Annotated in this window: 17 protein-coding genes; 8 read left to right on the forward strand and 9 right to left on the reverse strand. The window is 62.3% G+C overall.

The genetic code is table 11. The annotated features are described in order from the left end of the window. The first annotated feature begins 57 nt into the window (after nucleotides 1–57). The 4 genes from AAFP32_RS05395 to AAFP32_RS05410 all read left to right on the forward strand — a co-directional run bounded on the left by AAFP32_RS05395 (nucleotide 58) and on the right by AAFP32_RS05410 (nucleotide 4886). Entirely contained in the window at nucleotides 58–1641 is a 1584-nt protein-coding gene (locus AAFP32_RS05395; RefSeq protein WP_101644457.1) for an AbgT family transporter, read from the forward strand. Nucleotides 1642–1944: 303 nt separating this feature from the next. After that, nucleotides 1945–2739 (forward strand): Bax inhibitor-1/YccA family protein, encoded by a 795-nt coding sequence (locus AAFP32_RS05400; protein WP_101619957.1) that lies wholly within the window; start codon nucleotides 1945–1947, stop codon nucleotides 2737–2739. A 66-nt stretch (nucleotides 2740–2805) separates the two neighbouring features. Further along, nucleotides 2806–3153 carry a hypothetical protein gene (locus AAFP32_RS05405; RefSeq protein ID WP_101619956.1) on the forward strand — a complete coding sequence of 116 codons (348 nt, stop codon included), beginning with the start codon at nucleotides 2806–2808 and terminating at the stop codon, nucleotides 3151–3153. 158 nt (nucleotides 3154–3311) lie between these two features. Next, entirely contained in the window at nucleotides 3312–4886 is a 1575-nt protein-coding gene (locus AAFP32_RS05410; protein ID WP_350270934.1) for a molybdopterin-dependent oxidoreductase, read from the forward strand. Nucleotides 4887–4891: 5 nt separating this feature from the next. On the opposite strand, the gene AAFP32_RS05415 is transcribed toward AAFP32_RS05410, so the two are convergent. Beyond that, complete coding sequence (locus AAFP32_RS05415) at nucleotides 4892–6910, reverse strand: acetoacetate--CoA ligase (protein WP_350270935.1); 2019 nt, start codon at nucleotides 6908–6910, stop codon at nucleotides 4892–4894. A 343-nt stretch (nucleotides 6911–7253) separates the two neighbouring features. Here AAFP32_RS05415 and AAFP32_RS05420 point away from each other — a divergent pair, with 343 nt between their 5' ends. From AAFP32_RS05420 to AAFP32_RS05430, 3 genes are read left to right on the forward strand one after another with little or no spacing between them, the layout of a single operon-like run. Continuing rightward, entirely contained in the window at nucleotides 7254–7457 is a 204-nt protein-coding gene (locus AAFP32_RS05420; RefSeq protein ID WP_350270936.1) for a hypothetical protein, read from the forward strand. Beyond that, entirely contained in the window at nucleotides 7454–8992 is a 1539-nt protein-coding gene (locus AAFP32_RS05425) for a sodium/proline symporter (RefSeq protein WP_350270937.1), read from the forward strand. The genes AAFP32_RS05420 and AAFP32_RS05425 overlap by 4 nt, the downstream gene beginning before the upstream one ends. After that, on the forward strand, nucleotides 8985–9635 hold the full coding sequence (locus AAFP32_RS05430; protein WP_350270938.1) for a hypothetical protein: 651 nt from the start codon (nucleotides 8985–8987) through the stop codon (nucleotides 9633–9635). The genes AAFP32_RS05425 and AAFP32_RS05430 overlap by 8 nt, the downstream gene beginning before the upstream one ends. A gap of 11 nt (nucleotides 9636–9646) precedes the next feature. Here the strand turns inward: AAFP32_RS05430 and AAFP32_RS05435 are convergent, their stop codons facing one another. After that, nucleotides 9647–10066, reverse strand: a complete 420-nt coding sequence (locus tag AAFP32_RS05435; RefSeq protein WP_350270939.1) for a VOC family protein — start codon at nucleotides 10064–10066, stop codon at nucleotides 9647–9649. 18 nt (nucleotides 10067–10084) lie between these two features. Here AAFP32_RS05435 and AAFP32_RS05440 point away from each other — a divergent pair, with 18 nt between their 5' ends. Then, complete coding sequence (locus tag AAFP32_RS05440) at nucleotides 10085–10996, forward strand: helix-turn-helix transcriptional regulator (protein WP_350270940.1); 912 nt, start codon at nucleotides 10085–10087, stop codon at nucleotides 10994–10996. Nucleotides 10997–11074: 78 nt separating this feature from the next. Here the strand turns inward: AAFP32_RS05440 and nhaC are convergent, their stop codons facing one another. Genes nhaC through AAFP32_RS05475 form a run of 7 tightly spaced genes read right to left on the reverse strand, consistent with a single transcriptional unit; the run spans nucleotide 11075 to nucleotide 18898 of the window. Next, nucleotides 11075–12517, reverse strand: a complete 1443-nt coding sequence (gene nhaC, locus AAFP32_RS05445; RefSeq protein WP_350270941.1) for a Na+/H+ antiporter NhaC — start codon at nucleotides 12515–12517, stop codon at nucleotides 11075–11077. Next, a complete protein-coding gene (iadA, locus tag AAFP32_RS05450) occupies nucleotides 12514–13656 on the reverse strand; it encodes a beta-aspartyl-peptidase (RefSeq protein ID WP_350270942.1) in 1143 nt (380 codons plus the stop codon). Before iadA ends, nhaC begins: the two co-directional genes overlap by 4 nt. Before the next feature lie 23 nt (nucleotides 13657–13679). After that, nucleotides 13680–14498: an ABC transporter ATP-binding protein gene (locus AAFP32_RS05455; RefSeq protein WP_350270943.1), complete on the reverse strand. Its 819-nt coding sequence runs from the start codon at nucleotides 14496–14498 to the stop codon at nucleotides 13680–13682. Next, nucleotides 14498–15289 (reverse strand): ABC transporter ATP-binding protein, encoded by a 792-nt coding sequence (locus AAFP32_RS05460; RefSeq protein ID WP_350270944.1) that lies wholly within the window; start codon nucleotides 15287–15289, stop codon nucleotides 14498–14500. The genes AAFP32_RS05455 and AAFP32_RS05460 overlap by 1 nt, the downstream gene beginning before the upstream one ends. Then, nucleotides 15286–16227 (reverse strand): ABC transporter permease, encoded by a 942-nt coding sequence (locus tag AAFP32_RS05465; RefSeq protein WP_350270945.1) that lies wholly within the window; start codon nucleotides 16225–16227, stop codon nucleotides 15286–15288. The genes AAFP32_RS05460 and AAFP32_RS05465 overlap by 4 nt, the downstream gene beginning before the upstream one ends. Further along, nucleotides 16224–17324, reverse strand: a complete 1101-nt coding sequence (locus AAFP32_RS05470) for an ABC transporter permease (RefSeq protein WP_350270946.1) — start codon at nucleotides 17322–17324, stop codon at nucleotides 16224–16226. The genes AAFP32_RS05465 and AAFP32_RS05470 overlap by 4 nt, the downstream gene beginning before the upstream one ends. Before the next feature lie 2 nt (nucleotides 17325–17326). Next, entirely contained in the window at nucleotides 17327–18898 is a 1572-nt protein-coding gene (locus AAFP32_RS05475) for an ABC transporter substrate-binding protein (protein WP_350270947.1), read from the reverse strand. Between the last annotated feature and the right edge of the window lie 178 nt (nucleotides 18899–19076).

Below are 19076 nucleotides of genomic sequence, written 5' to 3' on the forward strand. Positions count from 1 at the left end.
GAGGGGCACCGACCGGCTCATCTGCACATACCCTGTACGAATCACTGAGGAGCATCGATGTCGCGCACCGCCGCTGTCACCGACACCAAAACGAAAAGGCCGGCCGATCTCAACTGGCTCATGCGCCTGCTGGTCATCATCGAGAAGGCCGGAAACAAACTTCCCCACCCATTCTGGCTGTTCCTGTCGCTGGCCGTCGTGGTCATGGCGCTCTCGGCGATCTTCTCCGCCACCGGCCTGCAGGCCGTCAATCCGGCCACCGATGAGACGGTGACGGTCACCAACCTCTTCAGTACTGAGTCCCTGCGTGCGATCGTCGCCGGAGCCACGAACAACTTCGTCACGTTCCCACCACTGGGTCTGGTCCTCATCGTCCTCATCGGCGTCGCCGTGGCTGAGCAGTCCGGACTGATTCCGGCGATGCTGCGTGGAACGATCGCTGGTGCCTCACCGAAGTGGATCACCTTCATCGTCGCACTCGCCGGCACCGCCGCATCGATCGCCTCGGATGCCTCGTACATGATCATGATTCCCCTCGGCGGACTTGCGTTCAAAGCGGTGGGGCGCAACCCTCTGCTGGGCTGCGTCGTCGCCTACGCTGCCACCTCGGGCGGGTATTCTGCGGCGCCAATGGTCAACTCCATGGACACAATCCTCGGTGGACTCTCCACCTCGGCGGCTCAGATCATCGACCCGGACTACGTCGTCAGCCCGCTCGCGAACTTCTACTTCAACTTCATCTCGATGTTCGTCGTGGCAGGTGCCATCACCCTGGTCACCGAACTCCTGCTGACCAAACGTGCCGATCAGATGGAACTCGACGCACCTGACGAGAACGATCCGGACAACTTCGACGTCAAGATGGCGTTGGACTCCAACGAGAAGCGGGGCATGGTCCTTGCCGTGCTGTCCATCGTCGCCTGCGCAGCGATCCTGTTCCTCCTCGCCTGGCCCCAGGATTCGTTCCTCCGCGACGAGGCCGGGGCATTCGGCCCCGAATCAGGACTGATGTCGGGCATCGCCGCCATCATCGGCTTCGGCTTCTTCATCGTCGGCATCGTCTACGGCTACGCCACCGGTACGATCAAGAAGACCTCCGATATCCCCGACATGATGGGCAAGGGGCTCCTTCCATTCGTGCCCGTCATCGTCCTGTTCTTCGCCGCCAGCCAGTTCCTGGCCCTGTTCAAGATGTCCAGCCTCGGCGAGATCCTCGCGATCCGGGGAGCGGAGTTCTTCGGCTCGCTCAACACCGGGACGTTCGTCATCCTGATGGGCGGATGGGTGCTCGTGGCCCTGGGCGCGCTGTTCCTGACTTCGGGATCGGGTTTGTGGACACTGATGGCCCCGGTGCTCGTGCCAATGTTCATGCTCCTGTCCATCGCCCCAGAGACCACGCAGGCCCTGTACCGCATCGGTGACTCGACGACGAACATCATCTCGCCCATGAGCCCCTACTTCGTCGTTGTCCTCGGCTTCATCCAGCGCTACAAGAAGGACGCGGGAATCGGCACCCTGCTCTCGTTCACGATCCCGTTGTCGTTCGCAATGTTCGTCTTCTGGGGACTGCTGTTCTTCATCTGGTGGTCCACCGGAATCCCCTGGGGACCGGGCTCGGCCACGAGCTACCACATGGGCTGAGGCCGCACTGTCTCGCACCGGCGAAAGCAAGCTGCACCGTCGAGAGCAGACTCCTGCAGCCTGCTCTCGACGTTCGGCTCTGCGTTCGATGTGGGAGGGTCGCAGCGACACCTGTGGCTGCGGGAATAGTCGGGCAGTGGATGAGCGTTACGATCGTGCAACGCTCGTCTTCTCGAGCACTAGATCTTCAGTGTGTGTTCAGCTCAAGTGACTAGACTCAGACCATGATTCAACTCTCGTGCGGCATTTCGTCTGTGCGAGCAACCTGCTCAGATCGAAAGGATCTCGACCGTGAGTAACCCCATGATGAACCGGGCTCTCAACCAGGGAGTTCAGGCCGGACGCAACGAACCGGTCATGTCCGACCAGGAGCTCAACAACCTGTTCGACAAGCCTGCCGCGCAGACCCGCAATGCCGGTCCGCAGACCGCCGAACGGGCAATGACCTACGACGATGTGATGATGAAGACCGGTGTCCTCTTCACCATTCTCCTCGCCGGCGCCGTACTCGGCTGGTTCGTCACGCCCCTGGCCTTTCCCGCGATGCTCATCGCGTTGGTCCTCGGACTTGTCAACGCCTTCAAGAAGGAGCCGAACAAGGGCCTGATCATCGGCTATGCCGCCTTCGAAGGTGTCTTCCTCGGCGGCATCTCCTCTATGTTCGAGACCATGTTCCCCGGCATCGTCATCCAGGCGGTTCTCGCCACGCTCTGCGTCTTCGGCGTCATGCTCGCCCTGTTCAAGTTCAAGGGCGTGCGCTACGGCTCGAAGATGAAGAAGTTCATGCTGATCGCCGTCGGTGGTTATGCCATCTTCTCGCTCATCAACTTCGGCATCGCGATGATGACTGGCTCAGGTGGCGCACGCAGCGTCGAGATCAACATCATGGGTATAACCATGCCGCTGGGTGTCATCATCGGCATCGTCGCCACGGTGCTCGCGGCCATGACCTTGATCATGGACTTCCAGATGATCGAACAGGGTGTGAAGCAGCGGATTCCGGAGAAGTACTCCTGGATGTGCGCATTCTCCCTCATGGTCACCCTCGTGTGGCTCTACATCGAAATCCTGCGCCTCATCTCCTACTTCAGGAACTAGACACTCCCGGCCCCAGGCCTCACACACCAGCTGTGTGGTCCCGGGATCGACGTCTATGATTGAGCCATGAACAACGTGACGGCGGACCTCGAAACAGAGGTCCGCCGTCTGCGTATCCGCATCATCGGCCTGAACCCTCGTCAGCTCGCTGAGACAGGTCCGAATTCCCCCGACAGCACGGCTGGCATATTGTCACGTCGCGGCACCATCACCGAGGCGCTTGCGCAGTTCTCGTCTATCGGCTCCGAAGGCCGCGCGGTCCCGGAACTGGGAGATCAGAGCCTGGCTGACCAGGTCGTGGTGCTCATCGACGACGGAATAGAGTCTGCTGCGAACCTGCCGGAAACACAGCGACTGGAGCGTCTGGAGCTGATGCTGGACGCCGCGGTTCGACTCCGTCGGGGCCTTGCCTGAGACCATCGGCAACCACTGACGAATTCTGGCCTGATGCCTCCGAACCCTCTAGACGAAGCCGACGTCATTGTTCTGTAAGGTCTTCCGCCCCCACGGACGGTCGCAGACGAGGATAATCGAGGGCGCCATCCGCTGCCCCGAGAAGGTGCGAAATTCAGATGACCGATCGCCGCCCACTGCTCTTCACCCTCGCCGGTGGCGTGGCTACCCTTGTCTACTTCGGGGCTGCCGAATTCATTGCCGGTGCCTTCTCCGCGACGACGGCCCCATTGCTGATCCTGGGGCAGGCGATCATTCCTCTCACGCCTACGGCCATGATCAAGGCCGCCATCAGCGTGTTCGGCACAAACGACAAACTCGCTCTCATCATCACCCTCGTCATCGTCGGAGCAGCCGTCGGGGGTGTGATCGGACGAATCGGCTTACGTCGGCGAACCCTGTCATTCGTGCTCCTCATCGGTCTCGGCATCCTGCCCGTCTTCCTGTTGCTGAGCACAGGCGGGGCGCTCCTCGATTCGATTCCGGCACTGGGGGGAGTGGCACTGGGCTGCGCGGCATACATGGGACTGATCAGCCTCGGCGATGGCCGAGAACTACGTTCGGAGGACTCCGCCAGCACAGACCGGAGTGCCGACTTCGACGGCCGGCCAGGCACCGACCGGCGTGCCTTCTTCGGTCTTGCCGCGGGCCTGAGCGCTGTCGGCATCGCTGCGATTGCGGCAGGCCAGTCGGCCTCGATCCTCGCCCGGAACGCGGCAGGAGCGGTGACGAAGCTGGTGCTGCCACGACCGGCCGCCTCGGCGCCGGAGATCCCAGCGGGAGCCGACCTGGATATCGACGGACTCGCCCCGATCATGACACCCAACGACGACTTCTACCGCATCGACACCGCGCTCATCCCACCGTCGGTCGACGCATCCTCCTGGTCGCTGCACATTCACGGAATGGTCGAAGACGAAGTCACGATCACCATGGCCGAATTGCTCGACCTGCCACTGGAAGAGCACCGAGTGAGCCTGACCTGCGTCTCGAACCAGGTCGGCGGTGACCTCGTCGGCAACGCCACCTGGCTGGGCTACCCGGTGCGAGACCTGCTCAAACGCGCCAAACCGAGCGCGGACGCAGACATGGTGCTGTCGACATCCGACGACGGCTTCACCGCCTCAACACCCCTCGAGGTCCTCACCGATGATCGGGCCTCCCTGCTGGCCGTCGGGATGAACGGTGAACCGTTGCCCCGCGACCACGGATTCCCCGCTCGGCTCGTCGTGCCCGGACTCTACGGCTTCGTGTCGGCGACCAAATGGGTGACGGAACTCGAAGTCACCCGCTTCACTGATAAGGAGGCCTATTGGACGAAACGCGGCTGGGCCACCCACGGGCCCGTACTCGTGGCCTCCCGCGTTGACGTTCCCCGTGCCGGTGACCATGCCAGCCCCAACAAGGACGGACAGATCATCACCGCGGGAATGGCCTGGGCTCAGCACGTCGGCATCGCCGAGGTGCAAGTCCGCATCGACAACGGCGATTGGCACACAGCGGAGCTGAGCAAGGAACTGACCACCGACACCTGGCGGCAATGGCGGTGTCCCTTCAACAACCTTGAACCCGGCACCCACACTGTGACGGTGAGAGCAGTCGATGCCGACGGCAACGTCCAGATCTCCGAACGCCGACCCGCGATTCCCGGCAGCGCCACCGGCCTCCACGACCGCCAGTTCGTCGTGGACTGAGCGTTTCAGCGTGGGCGAGCGCCCCGGTTCTCGGCGAAGCGGTGGGCGAAGTCGACGAACCACTCGACGATGTCAGCCTCGGCGGCCGTGGTCCGATTCACCGCAGCGGGATCTCCACCTTGGAAGACTCTCTTGATCGGGACCTCCATGATCTTGCCGGTGCGGGTGCGGGGCACACCGGGGGCCGGAAATATCTCGTCGGGAACATATCGGGGGGACACGCGTGACCTGATCGCCTGCACAACTTCGGTTTTGAGCGCATCGTCAACCTCCGTGCCGGGCACAGGGACGATGAACAGCGGCATGAAGTAGTCTCCGTCCTCGAGTTCGGCTCCGAGGACCATCGATTCGTGTACGCCCGGAACCGAATCCACGACCTGGCAGATATCGGCCGATCCCATGCGGATGCCGCCCCGGTTGATGGTCGCGTCCGAACGCCCGTGGATGATGAAGCCGCCTCCAGGCACCTTCGTCGCCCAGTCGCCCTGCCGCCAAAGCTCCGGGAAGTCGTCGAAGTAGGCACTGCGGAACTTCTCTCCGCTCGGATCATTCCAGAACATCACCGGCATCGACGGAAGCGGCTGTGCCATGACTAGTTCGCCCACCTCGCCCTCAACACTGGTGCCCGCGCCGTCGACGGTGCGAGCATCCACTCCGAGGTAGGGGCCCTGAAGCTCTCCGCTGTAGACGGGATCGAGCGGGTTCGAACCCAGGATTCCCGAGGAGATGTCGGTGCCGCCGGAATCGGAGCCTACGAGCATGTCGGCCTTAACGTGCTTATAGACCCAGGCCCAGGTAGCCGTTGGCAGGGGTGAGCCTGTCGAGATGATCGTGCGCAGATTCGTCAACGAGTAGGATTCCTTCGGCGATGCTCCCGAGCGTGCTGCGAGTGACAGGACTGCCGCCCCGGTGCAGAACAGGGTAGCGTCCTCGTCACTGCATATCTTCAGGTGGCGGTCGGGGCGTTCGAAGGTCGGGGCGCCGTCATAGGTGATGATGGTGGCTCCGCGCATCATTGCATCAACCATGAGGTTCCACACCACCCAGGTCGTCGAGACTGCGAAGTGCACTCGATCGGTGGGCCGAACATCGTACTGGAACGCATTCGCCTTGAGCGCCTCGAGCACGATTCCGCCGTGGGAATGGACGATCCCCTTGGGCTTGCCTGTCGTGCCGGAGGAGTAGAGCACCCACAGCGGATGGGAGAAGTCCAGGATTTCGAACTTCGGCTCGGCCGGGTCAGACACGATCTTGCTGAACCGGACGCTGGGTATTTCGAGGCCGAGCTCGGCCGCGGGTATGGGGGAGCCCTCGCCTGAGCTGACCAGGGCTCCTGAGTCGACGAGGATGTGGTGGCGCACCGTTGGCAGTGCGGCGAGGATCTTCGGCAGCTGTGGCACCTGGTCGATGACTTGACCGTTGAACTCGTGTGCATCGACGGTGATGAGGACCTTGGGTTCGATCTGAGCGAACCGATCCGCGATGCCGTCGACTCCGAAGTCGGTGTTCACCACCGACCAGATCGCGCCGAGGCTGGCGCTGGCCAGGAGGGCGACGACGGTCTGTGCCAAGCTGGGCAGGACAGCACAGACCGTGTCACCGGGACCGATGCCGAGGCTGCGCAGGTGCTTGCTCAGCGCGGCGACCTGCCTACGCAGCTGCTCCCAGGTCAGAGCCTCCCGCGGGCGGCTTTCATGGAGGCCGACGACCGCCTCGGTGTCGGGAGTCGAATCGGCCTGTCTGAGAAGATTCTCCGCGAAGTTCAACGTGGCTCCCGGGAACCAGCGTGTGCTCGAAATCGACTCGTCTGTGCGCACGGGTGAGTCTCCTCGCTGACCGATGACGGCGAAGTACTCCCAGACCGATTCCCAGAATTCGTCGAGGTGTTCGATGCTCCATCGGTGGAGCTCGTCGTAGGAGTTCGTCGATACACCGTGGGTGTCCTGCAACCAGCCTTGGTACCGGCGGATCTCCGAGTCCCTGACTCTCTCTGCGCTGGGTTCCCAGAGCTTGTTCCTGTCCATGTATCGCTCCCTCTGTCCGTCTCGGTGCTGCTCTGTCCGTCTCGGCCGTCAGCGGTGGTGTCGTCGCGATAGGCGAAGCGGATGCACCGCGCTGAGTCGATTCAATGATGTCACGAATGCACTGGTGAGTAGGGGTGCGAACGGCGGACTCCGGGCGCGCCCGAAATTCGACTGCATGATGGCTCAATCTGAGAAGCTTGTGATCCCTCTGAGGAAACGTTGTATGGTCACTTCAGTGCGGCACCGGCGTTCGCACACTGCGAGCGGCTATCAAAGCAACTCGGGGTCGCGCCTCCCAGGCGCACCCATCAGTTCTGTTCAGCGACACAATGAGGTGGTCTCCATGTTCGGCCTTCCGACGGCAACAGTCGTCATCATCTTCGGCATCCCCGCAATATGGGTGATCTACACGCTTGTCTTCGTCTACCTCTCCCGCGGTTGGAAGGCCGAGGACATCGCTGAGGACCAGCTCACCACAGCACCTTCCGGTCCATCCGCCCCGACGAACGTCCATCGTTCGGAGACTGAGAACGAAGGACTGGCATGAATCTCGAAACCTGGTTCCTCATCATCTACTTCCTCGCCATGGCCGGAATCGGCGTGTGGACGCTCAAGATCGGAGCCAAAGGCAGCGAAGGCTTCCTGCTGGGCGGGCGCAGCCTGGGCCCGGCAGTGACCGCGCTGCGCCTGCAGAGCTCGTCGATGTCGGGTTATATGTTCCTCGGCGCCGGCTCCCTGGCCTTCACCAAGGGCTACTTCTCCCTCTGGTATGCGATGGGCGACATCGGCGGCGGGGTCCTCAACCTGTCGATCCTGGGCAGACGGATGCGCAAACTCTCTCAGATACTGGGCTCCCTGACCTCGATCGAATACCTCGAGCACCGGTACCCCTCGAAGTGGATCCGCGCGATCGCCGCCCCGGTCGCCGTGTTCTGCATCTTCTTCTACGTCATGAGCCAGTTCATCGCCGGTGGACGCGGCCTCGAGATGGTCACCGGCGTGCCCTATGCCTGGGCTCTGCTCATCGCCGTCGGCGTCATCGTCTTCTACACGTTCCTCGGCGGATACCTGGCCGTGGCCTACACCGACTTCGTGCAGGCCATCATCATGCTCATCGGCATGACCTGGATCCTCATCGGCACCATGCAAGCCGTGGGCGGTTGGACTGCCGGCAATGACGCAGTCGGAGAGATCAATCCGAACCTGCTGACCATGTGGGGCCCCGAGGGCATCGGGTCCGTCCAATGGGGCGTGATCATCGGAGCGGTGCTCGTCTTCTCCATCGGCTACATGGGCTGGCCGCACGTTAACGTCAGCCACATGGCGATGAAGCGGCCCTCGGTCGCGCGCACAGCGAGCATGTACGCCACCGGCTTCAACCTCCTGTTCATCCCCGCGCCCTACATCGTGGGCATCATGGCGCTCATCATCCTGCCCAACCTCGACAACCCCGAGCTCGCGGTCTTCGAAGTCGCGGACACCGTGCTGCCGAACTTCGCCGTGGGCATCGTCATGGCCGGGATCATGGCAGCCATCATGTCGACCGCCGATGCGCTGCTCCTGCAGTCGGGCACGATCGCCAGCCAGGACCTGTTCCAACGCTTCATCAAGAAGGACATGTCCGACAGCCAGTCGGTATGGGTCTCGCGTTTCACGGTCCTCATCCTCGCCGCCATCGGCTACGTCGTGGCTGTCAACGACCCTCCTGCCGTGGCCGAGATCGTCATCTTCTCCACAACCGTGCTCGGTGCCGCATTCGTTCCCGTCTACGTTGCCGCCGCCTGGTGGAAGAAGGCCAACGTTCCCGGCGCGCTCTCCTCGATGGTCCTGGGCACAGTCTCTTCGGTCGTGTGGCAGCTGACGGGCCTCGTCGATGTCACCGGTGTCGATCCGATGGGAGTCGGCATCGTCTGCTCAACCCTGGCACTCATCCTCGTGTCTCTGGCCACGCAGAAGTCCCACCCGGTGCCGGCACACGTCGTCGCCGCGCTGAAGGAGACCGACAAGATCGGTGCCATCCCAGCACACATGCTCACCGGGCAGAACGATGCCCTGGGCGGGCAGGTGCCCAAGGATGCGTGAGCACCCGGAATCCGGCTTCACCGGACAGGTTGAAGGGCAGAGCCAGCCCCGTCCGTTCGTTCCCGAGACGGCGCTGAGGATGGCACCTAACATCACCGACGCCGAGGCGCTCGCCGTGTTCCGGCGCAAGCTCCCCGGTGCCGATGCCGAGGTTCGATCCAGGTTCCATCCTTTCTGGTGGACGGTGTTCAATGCGCGCACGAGCAGCATCTTCCGGCGGAGAGAATCGTCGATGCGACCCGGATCAGCCACAGCCGGTTCGCGATCGGCGGGGCCGGTGGCTGGGCAGCGGATGAACGTTCTGGTCAATGCCTATTCGGGCAAGGGGTTCATCGCCGAATTCGAACCGCGGGGGCACGCCGTTCCCATCGAAGAGTGGCTCGATGCGTTCGAATCCTCGGATCAGGCAGGCGTCCGTCCCGAGAGCTCCGAGGTCAGGCGTACGGCTCGCTCGCTGGTGCGCACGAAGGTGCTCAAGACGGTGAAGCTGGGTATGGGGGTGAACATCGACGAAGTAGGGGAGCCTCGCGGAATCCTCAAACCCAATTGGGTGGTCACCGGCGCCAATGACAAGTACTCGGCTACGATCCTCGTCGATGGTCTCGACTCCTCCCACTACATTGTGCGGGTGGCGAAGCTCTAGACGCGTACTCCTCAGCCCCAGTTCTCAGCATCGGTGATGCAGAACGGGTGGCCGGCTGGATCGAGGAGGACCACCCATGTCTCGCCGGGCTGAGGATCGGCCCGTTCGGCCCCAAGCTCGACGCAGCGGGTGGCAGCAGCCTCGATGTCCTCGGCCGCGAGGTCCAGGTGGAACTGTTTGTGACCATCGTCGGGCCAGTCTGGTCGCTGATAGTCGGGGATGGTGCCGATGCCCAGCGCATGGCTGGGGCCGGTGAGCATGGCATAGTTCTCGTCTGAATACGCCACCGGCCAGCCCAGGACCTTCGACCAGAAGTCGCCGAGTGCGGCGGCATCCGAGGCGTCAAGAGTGATCATGGCCAATTTCGCGACCGGTGTGGCATCGGTGGTGAAGGCAGTGGCAAGGGTTTCGTTCATCTGTGTGTCAGTCATGTCTGCCATTCTTGTGCCATGGACGATGTCGTCGCTAGGAAAAATCCGCCACCGGGGAATTCTCCTCCCGAACATTTCTACGGACGTGTGCTCAAACCGGCGGAGATGCTTCAGCACGCCCAGTATTCAGTGCCGGCCGCAGTCGCCGAGGGGCTACGTCCCTGGTTGAAGCGCTTATGGTCGGTGACCTGGGACCTGCCAGAGGGCGAGCGCTATCAGACGGCGACCGTATCGGAACCGGGGATCAACCTCACCGTGGAGTTCGGCGATATCCATCGGGCGAATACGACAGGCGCAGGCATCTGGCTGACCGGTCCGGTGACCACTCGTCGATTCGACGTCGGTCTCTACGGTCGTGGCGGTGTCATCGGGGTCAACTTCCACCTCGGCGGAACACTGGCGTTCGCGAACGAGGCACCTGCACTGATTCGGGACACGACAGTGCCAGCCGGCGACTGGTTTCAGGGGATTGATGAGGAACTGGGACTCGGTGAGCTACTGGACGTCGACCAGGTTCGCGATGCGCATCTGCACTCCGCCGCCGAGGTGCTTCAGGCCTGGCTGCTCACTCTGCGCCCGACGATGACCGAGGGATATGCCCGGTTCGCACAAGTGCTGGATCGCCTCGAGGCCCCGAGTGTGATCAGCCTCGGTGAACTGTCATCGCGCTGTGCAATGAGCGAACGGTCGCTGCAGCGAATGTTCCAGGAATACTGCGGTGTCGGGGTCAAGAAGATCCTCACTCGTGCCCGTGTCACAGATGCTGTAGCGACGATCGATCAGGGGTGGGATCGGTCGTTTGTCGAGCTTGCGGCATTGTTCGGTTGGTTCGACCAATCGCACTTCACAGCGGATTTTCACCGTGTCACCGGATACACCCCGACCGAATACCTCAGCGCCCGCGAGCGGAGCAGCCGGTCACAGCAGTGAATCAGCGTGGCGCAGCTACGACTCTGAGCCAGTGTCGTGCAGCCGGAGTCGTTCCGGGCAGACTCGGGACGCAATCATTCAGCGGCGTTTGGCGATGCCGATTCCCGTGTACCCGAGGATGATCGCGAAGGCGAAGCCGACATAGCAGAACACCGCCCATGGCGCGTAGTCGAGGACGGAGACTCCCAGAACGCCGGCCATGTACACGCCTGCCGAGGACCAGGGAACGAGTGGGACGACGACGGTGCCGGAGTCCTCGAGCGTGCGTGAGAGGTTCTTGGCGTCCAGACCCCGGTCAGCGTAGGCCTGCTTGAACAGTTCGCCCGGAACGATGATCGACAGGTAGGAATTGCCGGTCACCACGGCCATCGTGATGCAGGAGAGCACTGTGGAGAGGACGAGATCTCCTGTGCGCTTCACGAACTTCAGCAGTGACCGGATGATGGTCTCGAGAGCACCGGACTTGGACATGATGCAGGCGAAGGCGAAGGCGCTGAACGCGATGAGGATGACACCGGTCATCGATGCCATCCCGCCCTGTGACACCAACTCGACGACGTCGGGGTCCAGGCTCTCGAGAGTCGAAGACCCGACCTCGAGCATATCCGGTGTGAATCCGTCGACTGTGGAGGCGAAGATCGATTCGAGGCTGACCTTCTGGAAGATCGCCGCGAGGATCCCGGCCACCAGTGAGGAGCCGATGACCGTCGGAAGCGTGGGCAGTTTGAGAACCGCTCCGCCGAGGACGATGAGCATCGGCAGGAGCAAGAGGACGTTGAAGGAGAAGAGGCTGTCCAAGGTCCCCGTGACCGCAGTGATCTGATCCGACTCGGTCCCGCCTGACTGCTGATTGATGCCGACGAAAAGGTAGATCGCCAGCGCCACAACGGTGGCCGGGATCGTGGTGTAGAACATGTGCCGGATGTGTTCCCACAAGGTGGTGCCGGCAGCGATGGGAGCCAGGTTCGTCGTGTCAGACAGCGGTGAGAGTTTGTCACCGAAGTATGCGCCGGCGACGATAGCCCCGGCCGTAGCGGCCAACGGAGCGTCGAGGCCGGCGGCGATTCCCATGAGAGCGACCCCCACGGTTCCGGCCGAACCCCATGATGTTCCGGTGATGACTGAGACGATTGCGGAGATGACGAAGGCGATGAGAACGATGAACTGTGCACTGATGAGTCCCAGGCCGTAGTAGATCATCATCGGAATGGTTCCGGCGATCATCCATGTGCCGATGAGTATGCCGATCGAGATGAGCACGAGCAGAGCCGGCATCGCGGTGTCGAGCTTCTCTCTGATGCCGAGGAGCATCTCCTCCCAGGTCAGCCCCATTCGCAGTGCCACCAGGCCGGCGATGATCGCGGAGAGGATCAGCAGCGGTTCGGGTGCGAGCCCGAGAACGCCGTAGCCCACCGCCAGCAGTACGAGCATCGCCGCCAGGGGGACCAGTGACCAGCCCAAGGGTGGACGCTTATCCTTGACATCGTCGGTGAGAGTCGTCGTGTCGTGCTCGTGGCTCATTCGAAGGTTCCGTGGATCTGCGGTGTGCCGTTGCGCACGACCTCTCGCCCCTGGGCGAAGGCGAGCTGGATGGTGTGGTTGTCGTCGGTGAGGAGAATGTCGGCATCCGCTCCGGCACGGAGGCGTCCCTTGCGTTCGAGGCCGAGTACATCTGCCGTATTGGATGTGACGAGGGAGATGGCCTGAGACAGGTCCATGCCAGGCATATCGGCACACGCCCACACCTGGTCGTACAGAGTCGTCTGCTTGGCAACATCCATGCCGATGAGCCGCCCGTCCGAGTCGAACTGCGGCAGGCTGCCGTTGGCATCGGAGGAGAGAGTGAGACGGCTGAGATCCCCGCCGAGGTCGATGTAGCGTTTGAGGGATTCCGTCGTTGTGGACGCGGCCGTCATATCGACGATGGCGCCCTTGGCCGCCAGATCCACCGCGTCGGCCAAGAGCTCAGGGGACCGGGTGATGTGGGTGGCGTAGATGGCCTGCGGTGCGATCGGATACTCGTCGAGGAGTCGGTGCAGCGGGGCAAGGCGGGTCGAGTATGGACCGACGTGGAAGTGGGTGATTCCGGCCTTGCCGCTGAGCAGCCCACCGACATGAGACTGGCTGACGAGCTCGGCCAGAGCCTCGACGGTGGGTTGGAACGAACGCCGATCCGAGATCGCGACCTCTCCGACCCCGATGACCTTGTCGATGAGGACGACATCATCGACGACAGCACCGGTCAGCGTCCGTGCCGGGACCTGGTAGCTGCCGGTATAGATATAGGTGGAGATGCCCTCCGCCTCCAGCCCTCTGGCCTTGGCGAGGAGATCGGCGTGACTGCGGGTCACACCGTCGGTTCCCAGACAGCCGACGACGGTGGTGACTCCGGCGCTCACGATGTCGCTGATGAGGATCTCGGGGGTGCGGTTGGCGTACCCGCCCTCGCCTCCGCCACCAGCGATGTGGACATGCGGGTCGATGAAGCCTGGAGTGGCCGTCAGCCCCTGGGCATCGATGACGGTGGAGTTGGGAAGACCATCGAACGCCTCGGCGGGTAGGTCACCGATGAAGGTGATCTGCTGCCCCTCGATGAGGATGTCCTGCTTCCCGAGTCGTTCCGGGGCGCAGATATCGGCTCCGCGCAGCAATGTCACCATGTTTCGTCTTCTCCTTGCGAGGGTTATCCGGGAATGATCCCCTTGCCGTCGACCTTCGGGATGGCCGCGAGCAGCTTCTTCGTATAGGGATGCTGGGGGGCATCCCAGATCTGTTCTGTCGAACCGACTTCGACAATCTTACCTGCCTCCATCACAGCGACCCTGTCGGCGATCTCTCGCACGACTGCGAGATCGTGGCTGATGAAGATCATCGATGCGCCGGAGTCAATGGCCAAATCCCTCATCATCCGCGCGATTCTGGCCTGGAGGAATGCGTCGAGTGAGGCGATCGGCTCATCGCCGACAAGCACTTTGGGTCCAGCCGCCAGCGCACGTGCGATGGCGATGCGCTGCCGTTGACCACCCGAGAAGGAGTGGGAGAACCTCTGGGCGGCGTCTGCCGGCAGATCGACCGCCTCGAGGAGGGTTTCGACGGTCCAGTTGTGCTTCGGGTCGAGGGCGAGCGCGTCGGTGAGCTGGTCTCTGATGCGTCTGCGCGGGTTCAATGATGCGTAGGGGTTTTGGAAGACCATCTGGACTCCCAGCAGGTTCTTGGGCCGGCGAGCAAGGCCCAAGGGTTTCACCGGGTGGGATTCGAAGGTGATGGTGCCGCCGGCGGTCTTCTCGAGTCCGCAGATGAGTTTGGCCAGTGTGGACTTCCCGCAACCAGATTCGCCGACGAGTCCCAGCACTTCCGAATGGCCCAGTTGCAGTGAGACGTCGCTGACGGCCCGGAACCGGCCGCCGCCACCCAGCTTGTATTCGCAGGAGACGGTGTCGAGTTCGAGCAGCGGCGCCTCGGATGCACGAGGGGTGTTCGCGGTCGTTGTCGTGGTTGTCATCAGCGTGAGACCTCCGCTCCGGGCAGTGATTCGATGAGCGACCTGGTGTATTCGTGTTTGGGTGCGGTGATGACAGGTTCGCGATCGCCGGTTTCGACGACCAAGCCGTTCTGCATTACGACGATGGTGTCGGCCACCGATGACAGCACGCCGAAGTCGTGAGTCACAAGCAGGACAGCAAGGTTGAGGTCATCGCAGAGTTCACGCAGCAGCCGCAGGATTCCTGCCTGCACGGTGACATCGAGGGCGGTGGTCGGTTCATCTGCGATGAGTACGTTCGGGTCGCAGATGATCGCCGAGGCGAAGGCGATGCGCTGCAGCTGACCACCGGAGAACTGGTGCGGGTACTTTCCGATCGCTTCCTCAGGGTGCGGCACCCGGGTACGTTCGAGGATGTGGACCGCGCGTTCGCGGGCTGCCTTCTTCGAGACTTTTTTGTGATGGCGCAGGTGGTCGGTGATCTGATCGCCGACGGTGAGCATGGGGTGGAACGCCGAGGCAGGATCTTGGAACACCATCGACAGCTGGACCCCGCGCAGCCGGTTGTGGACCTTGGCAGGCATTCCCACCAGTTCTGTGCCGTCGAAGTCGATGCTGCCAGTCAGCTGGGCACCGGCGGGGGAGAGGCCCATGATCGCCAGGCCCGTCTGGGTCTTGCCCGAACCGGAGGCACCGGCGACGCCGGTGATCTTGCCCGCCTCCAGATCGAACGAGACATTGCGGAGGATGTGTTTCTCCTCCTTGCCCGTTGACACCGACAGGCTGAGGTCTTTGATGCTGATCATGCTCATGAGCTGGTTTCTCCCACTTCCTGTGCGGTGTGCGGGTCAAGTGCATCGCGCAGACTGTCACCGATGAAATTGAAGGCCATGACGATCGTGAGGATGCACAGGCCGGGAAAGAAAGCGATCCACCAGGCGGCGAACTGCGAGACTCCCTCGCTGATCATGGCGCCCCAGTCCGGTGTCGGTGGGACGACGCCCAGGGACAGGAACGAGAGTCCGGCCATCGTGAGAATCGCCGAGCCCACATCGAGGGTGGCAAGGACCACAACCGGGGAGAGCACATTCGGTGAGATCTCCCGGATAAGGGACTTGCCGGCGCTGAAGCCGAGCAGCCGGCCCGCGATGACGTATTCGCTGTTGCGTGCAGACATCACCAGAGATCTGGTGACACGGGCGTAGGAAGGCCACGAGACGAGGAGGATGGCAATGATGGCGTTCTTCAGGCCCGGTCCCAGTGCCGCCGCGATGACCATGGCAAGGATGATGGTGGGGAACGCGAAGACGAGGTCAGCGATGCGCATGATGATCTCATCCACGGCTCGTCCGAAGTAGCCCGCGATCGCACCGAGGACGGATCCGAGCACTGCAGAGCAGACGACGACGAAGGCGGCTGCCGGCAGTGTGGTGCGGGCAGACACGATGAGTCGAGACAGAACGTCACGGCCCAAGGTGTCGGTGCCCAACAGGTTCTCACCTCCTGGAGAACTGAGCCGGGTGAAGTCCTGCGCGAGCGGATTGAACGGGGCAATGAGGGGAGCGAAGATCGCCACGATCAGCCAGATGGCGAGGATGACTGCTCCCACGAATCCCAACGGTGTGCGCAGCGCCTTCGGGAGTCTCAGCTTCCACCGTTTGACACCGAGGTCGACAGGATTGCGATCGAGGCCCTCGGCGTCGGTGGAATCGGTGTTCGTCGGTGGCTGTTTGGGTGAACTGATGCTCATCGCACCCTCACTCTCGGATCCACGAAGCCGTAGATCAGGTCGACGATGAAATTGACGAGGATGTAGACGACGCCGATGACGAGACCGACTCCCATGATGACCGGGAGGTCGAGGGTCGTTGCGCCACGGAATGCGTACTGGCCCAGCCCGTTCCAGGCGAACACGGTCTCAGTGAGGACCGCACCCGAGAGGAGCGAGCCGAAGGCCAGGCCGACCACCGTGATGATGGGGACGAGGGCGCCGCGGAAGATGTATTTGAAGATGACGGTGCGAGCAGGCAGCCCCTTCGCCTTGGCCGCCGTGACGTAGTCGAGTCGGATGATGTCGAGGACACTGGAGCGGCTGAACCTTGTGAGCAGGCCGATCGTGAACAGTGCCAGCACACAGGAAGGCAGGATCAGATGCCCGAAGGCGTTGACGAAGGTCGACATCTGCCCCGCCAGAAGGGAATCGACCGTGTATAGGCCAGTGACCCTGGGCGGTGGCTGGAGCCACGGGTCGAGGCGCCCTGCACCGGGAACCACACGGAGTTTGAAGAAGAAGACGTAGTAGCCGACAGCCGCGATCCAGAACGTCGGGGCGGAGATGCCGATGAGGCTCAGTGTGCGGATGGCATGGTCGAGGAACCGGTTCTGATTGAGGGCGCTGGCCAGCCCTAGCATCAGACCGATGATGACCGAGATCAGGATGGCGCCGATGCCCAACTCGATCGAGGCGGGGAATACCTGCCCGATCGATTGGAGCACCGGTGTCCGGGTCTGGTTCGATACACCCATATCCCCTTGGAGGAGGTTGCTCAGGTACGTGAAGTACTGCACGATGAGGGGCTCGTCCAAGCCGAGGCGCTCGCGGGTCTGAGCGACGATCTCCGGATCCGCAGCCGCCCGGTCGCCGAGGATCGCGGCGACCGGGTCGGTGGGGACCAGGTTGGTCAGCAGGAACGTCACAATGGTGACACCCCAGATGAGGAGGAGGCTGATCCCGATCCGGATGAGGATGTAGCGCAGCAGCGGGGGCAGCAGCGGAGGCTTGATGCGCTGTGCCTCGTCGTTGCTCGGGCTATCGGCGGAAGTGCTGTCGGCAGTGGTGACCGACATTCTCACTCAGCTTTCGCGAAGTCGAATGAGACGTCAGCGTTGGAGACGTACTTGCTGATACTCGAACCCACCGCGATGGTGCTGACCGGCTGGACCAACGGGATCCAGACACCGGTGTCCGTGGTCGCCTGGAACAGCTTTGCGTAGGCGGCGTCGCGGTCCTCACCCTTGGCCTTCCCCGCAGTCTTGGCCAGCTTCGCCAGCTTCGGGTCAGCATCCTTGGCCCAGTTGACGCGTTCGGCGACGCTGCCGCCGGGGGTGAAGACGTTGTAGTTCGTCGGATCCGGGAAGTCAGCGCCCCAGGTGCCGATGCCCATGGGCTGCTTGGCGGAACGGAAACCGTCGAGCTGGGTTGAGCTCGGTGCCGGTTTGAGGGCGAGATTGATGTCTGCTTCCTTCAGCTGTGCCTGCAGTGTCTGGGCCAACTGGGCCAGATCGACGCCGTTGACAGCCTGGTCACTCGAGTAGTGGAACGGAATCTTTTCGCCGTTGTAGCCGGCCTTCTTCAGCAGCTTCTTCGTTTTCTCGAGGTCGCGTTCCGGAGCCTTGTCCTTGTCGACGGCGCCGATGAACTCGTTGGGCACGAGGCTGGCCATCCGTTGTGACCCTTCGCCTGCAAGGTCGATGAGTTTGTCATAGTCGATGGCGGACATGACTGCCTTGCGGAAGTTCGGGTCGGCTGCGGGGCCACCGATCTTCTCATCGGTGTTGTTGAAGATGTAGAGGCTGCGCGTCGACGGCAGACTCGAAATCTCGCCCATGGACTCATCGATCGACTTGACCTGGTCGGCGTTGAGGTCGAAGGCGACCTGGGCCTGACCGGACTGAATGTCGGTCAGCTGAGTCTCTGCGGCAACATTGCGCAGGACAACGCGCTTGAACTTCGGTTCCGGGCCGTTGTAGTGCTCGTTCGCGGTCAGCACGACCTTGCTGTCGGCGTTGTAGGTGTCGACCTTGTAGGGGCCTGAACCTTGGGAGTTTTCGTTGAGGAACGCCTCGGCGCCGTCGTCGGCATCCGTGGAGCCGTCGTTTTCCTTCACGACCTTCGAGTTCACGATGCCGATCGAGGAGTTGGGCAGAATGTAGGGCAGTGCCGGATTGGGGCTCTTGCTGATCAGCTCGAGAGATTCGTCATCGACCTTCTTCACGGTGACACCATCGAGGAAGAACGAAGGGTTGCCCTTGAGTCCCTGCAGACGTTTGAAGGAGAAGACGATGTCGTCGACGGTGACGGGATCGCCGTTGGAGAACTTCGCGTCCTTCTCCTTGAGTGTGAGCGTCATCTTCTTGTCGTTGTCAGACAACTCGTAGGAGCACAGGCCATCGGTCGGCTTGGTCAGGTCGCCGTCCTTGAATTTGAGAGCCGTCTGGTAGATCGCATTGTCGATCGTTGAACCGGTGAACTCGAACTGCCGGTGAGGATCGATCGTCTTGAGGTTGAAGGCGGTCTCGGCAACGATCGTATCGCCCGACTCACCTCCTCCTTTGTCTCCTCCGCTGCAAGCGGCTAGACCGAAGGTGAGGGCGAGAGCTGAACCGATCGCGAGCGCTCGGCGGGGGAGACGGACCTTCATGTGAACTTCCTTACGGTAGGTGTTGTAGCTCACACTAAATCCCAACCGACCCCCGTTCAATCAGCCATGCCACAACGCTGGCTGTTTTATGGTGTGGCATTCCACCAATGTCCCGCCAGGTGGGAGGCCTGACCTTGGCGTCCTTCCAGCCGCGATGCCGTTGAGAGAGGAAGACTGA

Origin of the sequence: Brevibacterium sp. CBA3109, from assembly GCF_040256645.1 — a bacterium.
Classification (GTDB): domain Bacteria; phylum Actinomycetota; class Actinomycetes; order Actinomycetales; family Brevibacteriaceae; genus Brevibacterium; species Brevibacterium koreense.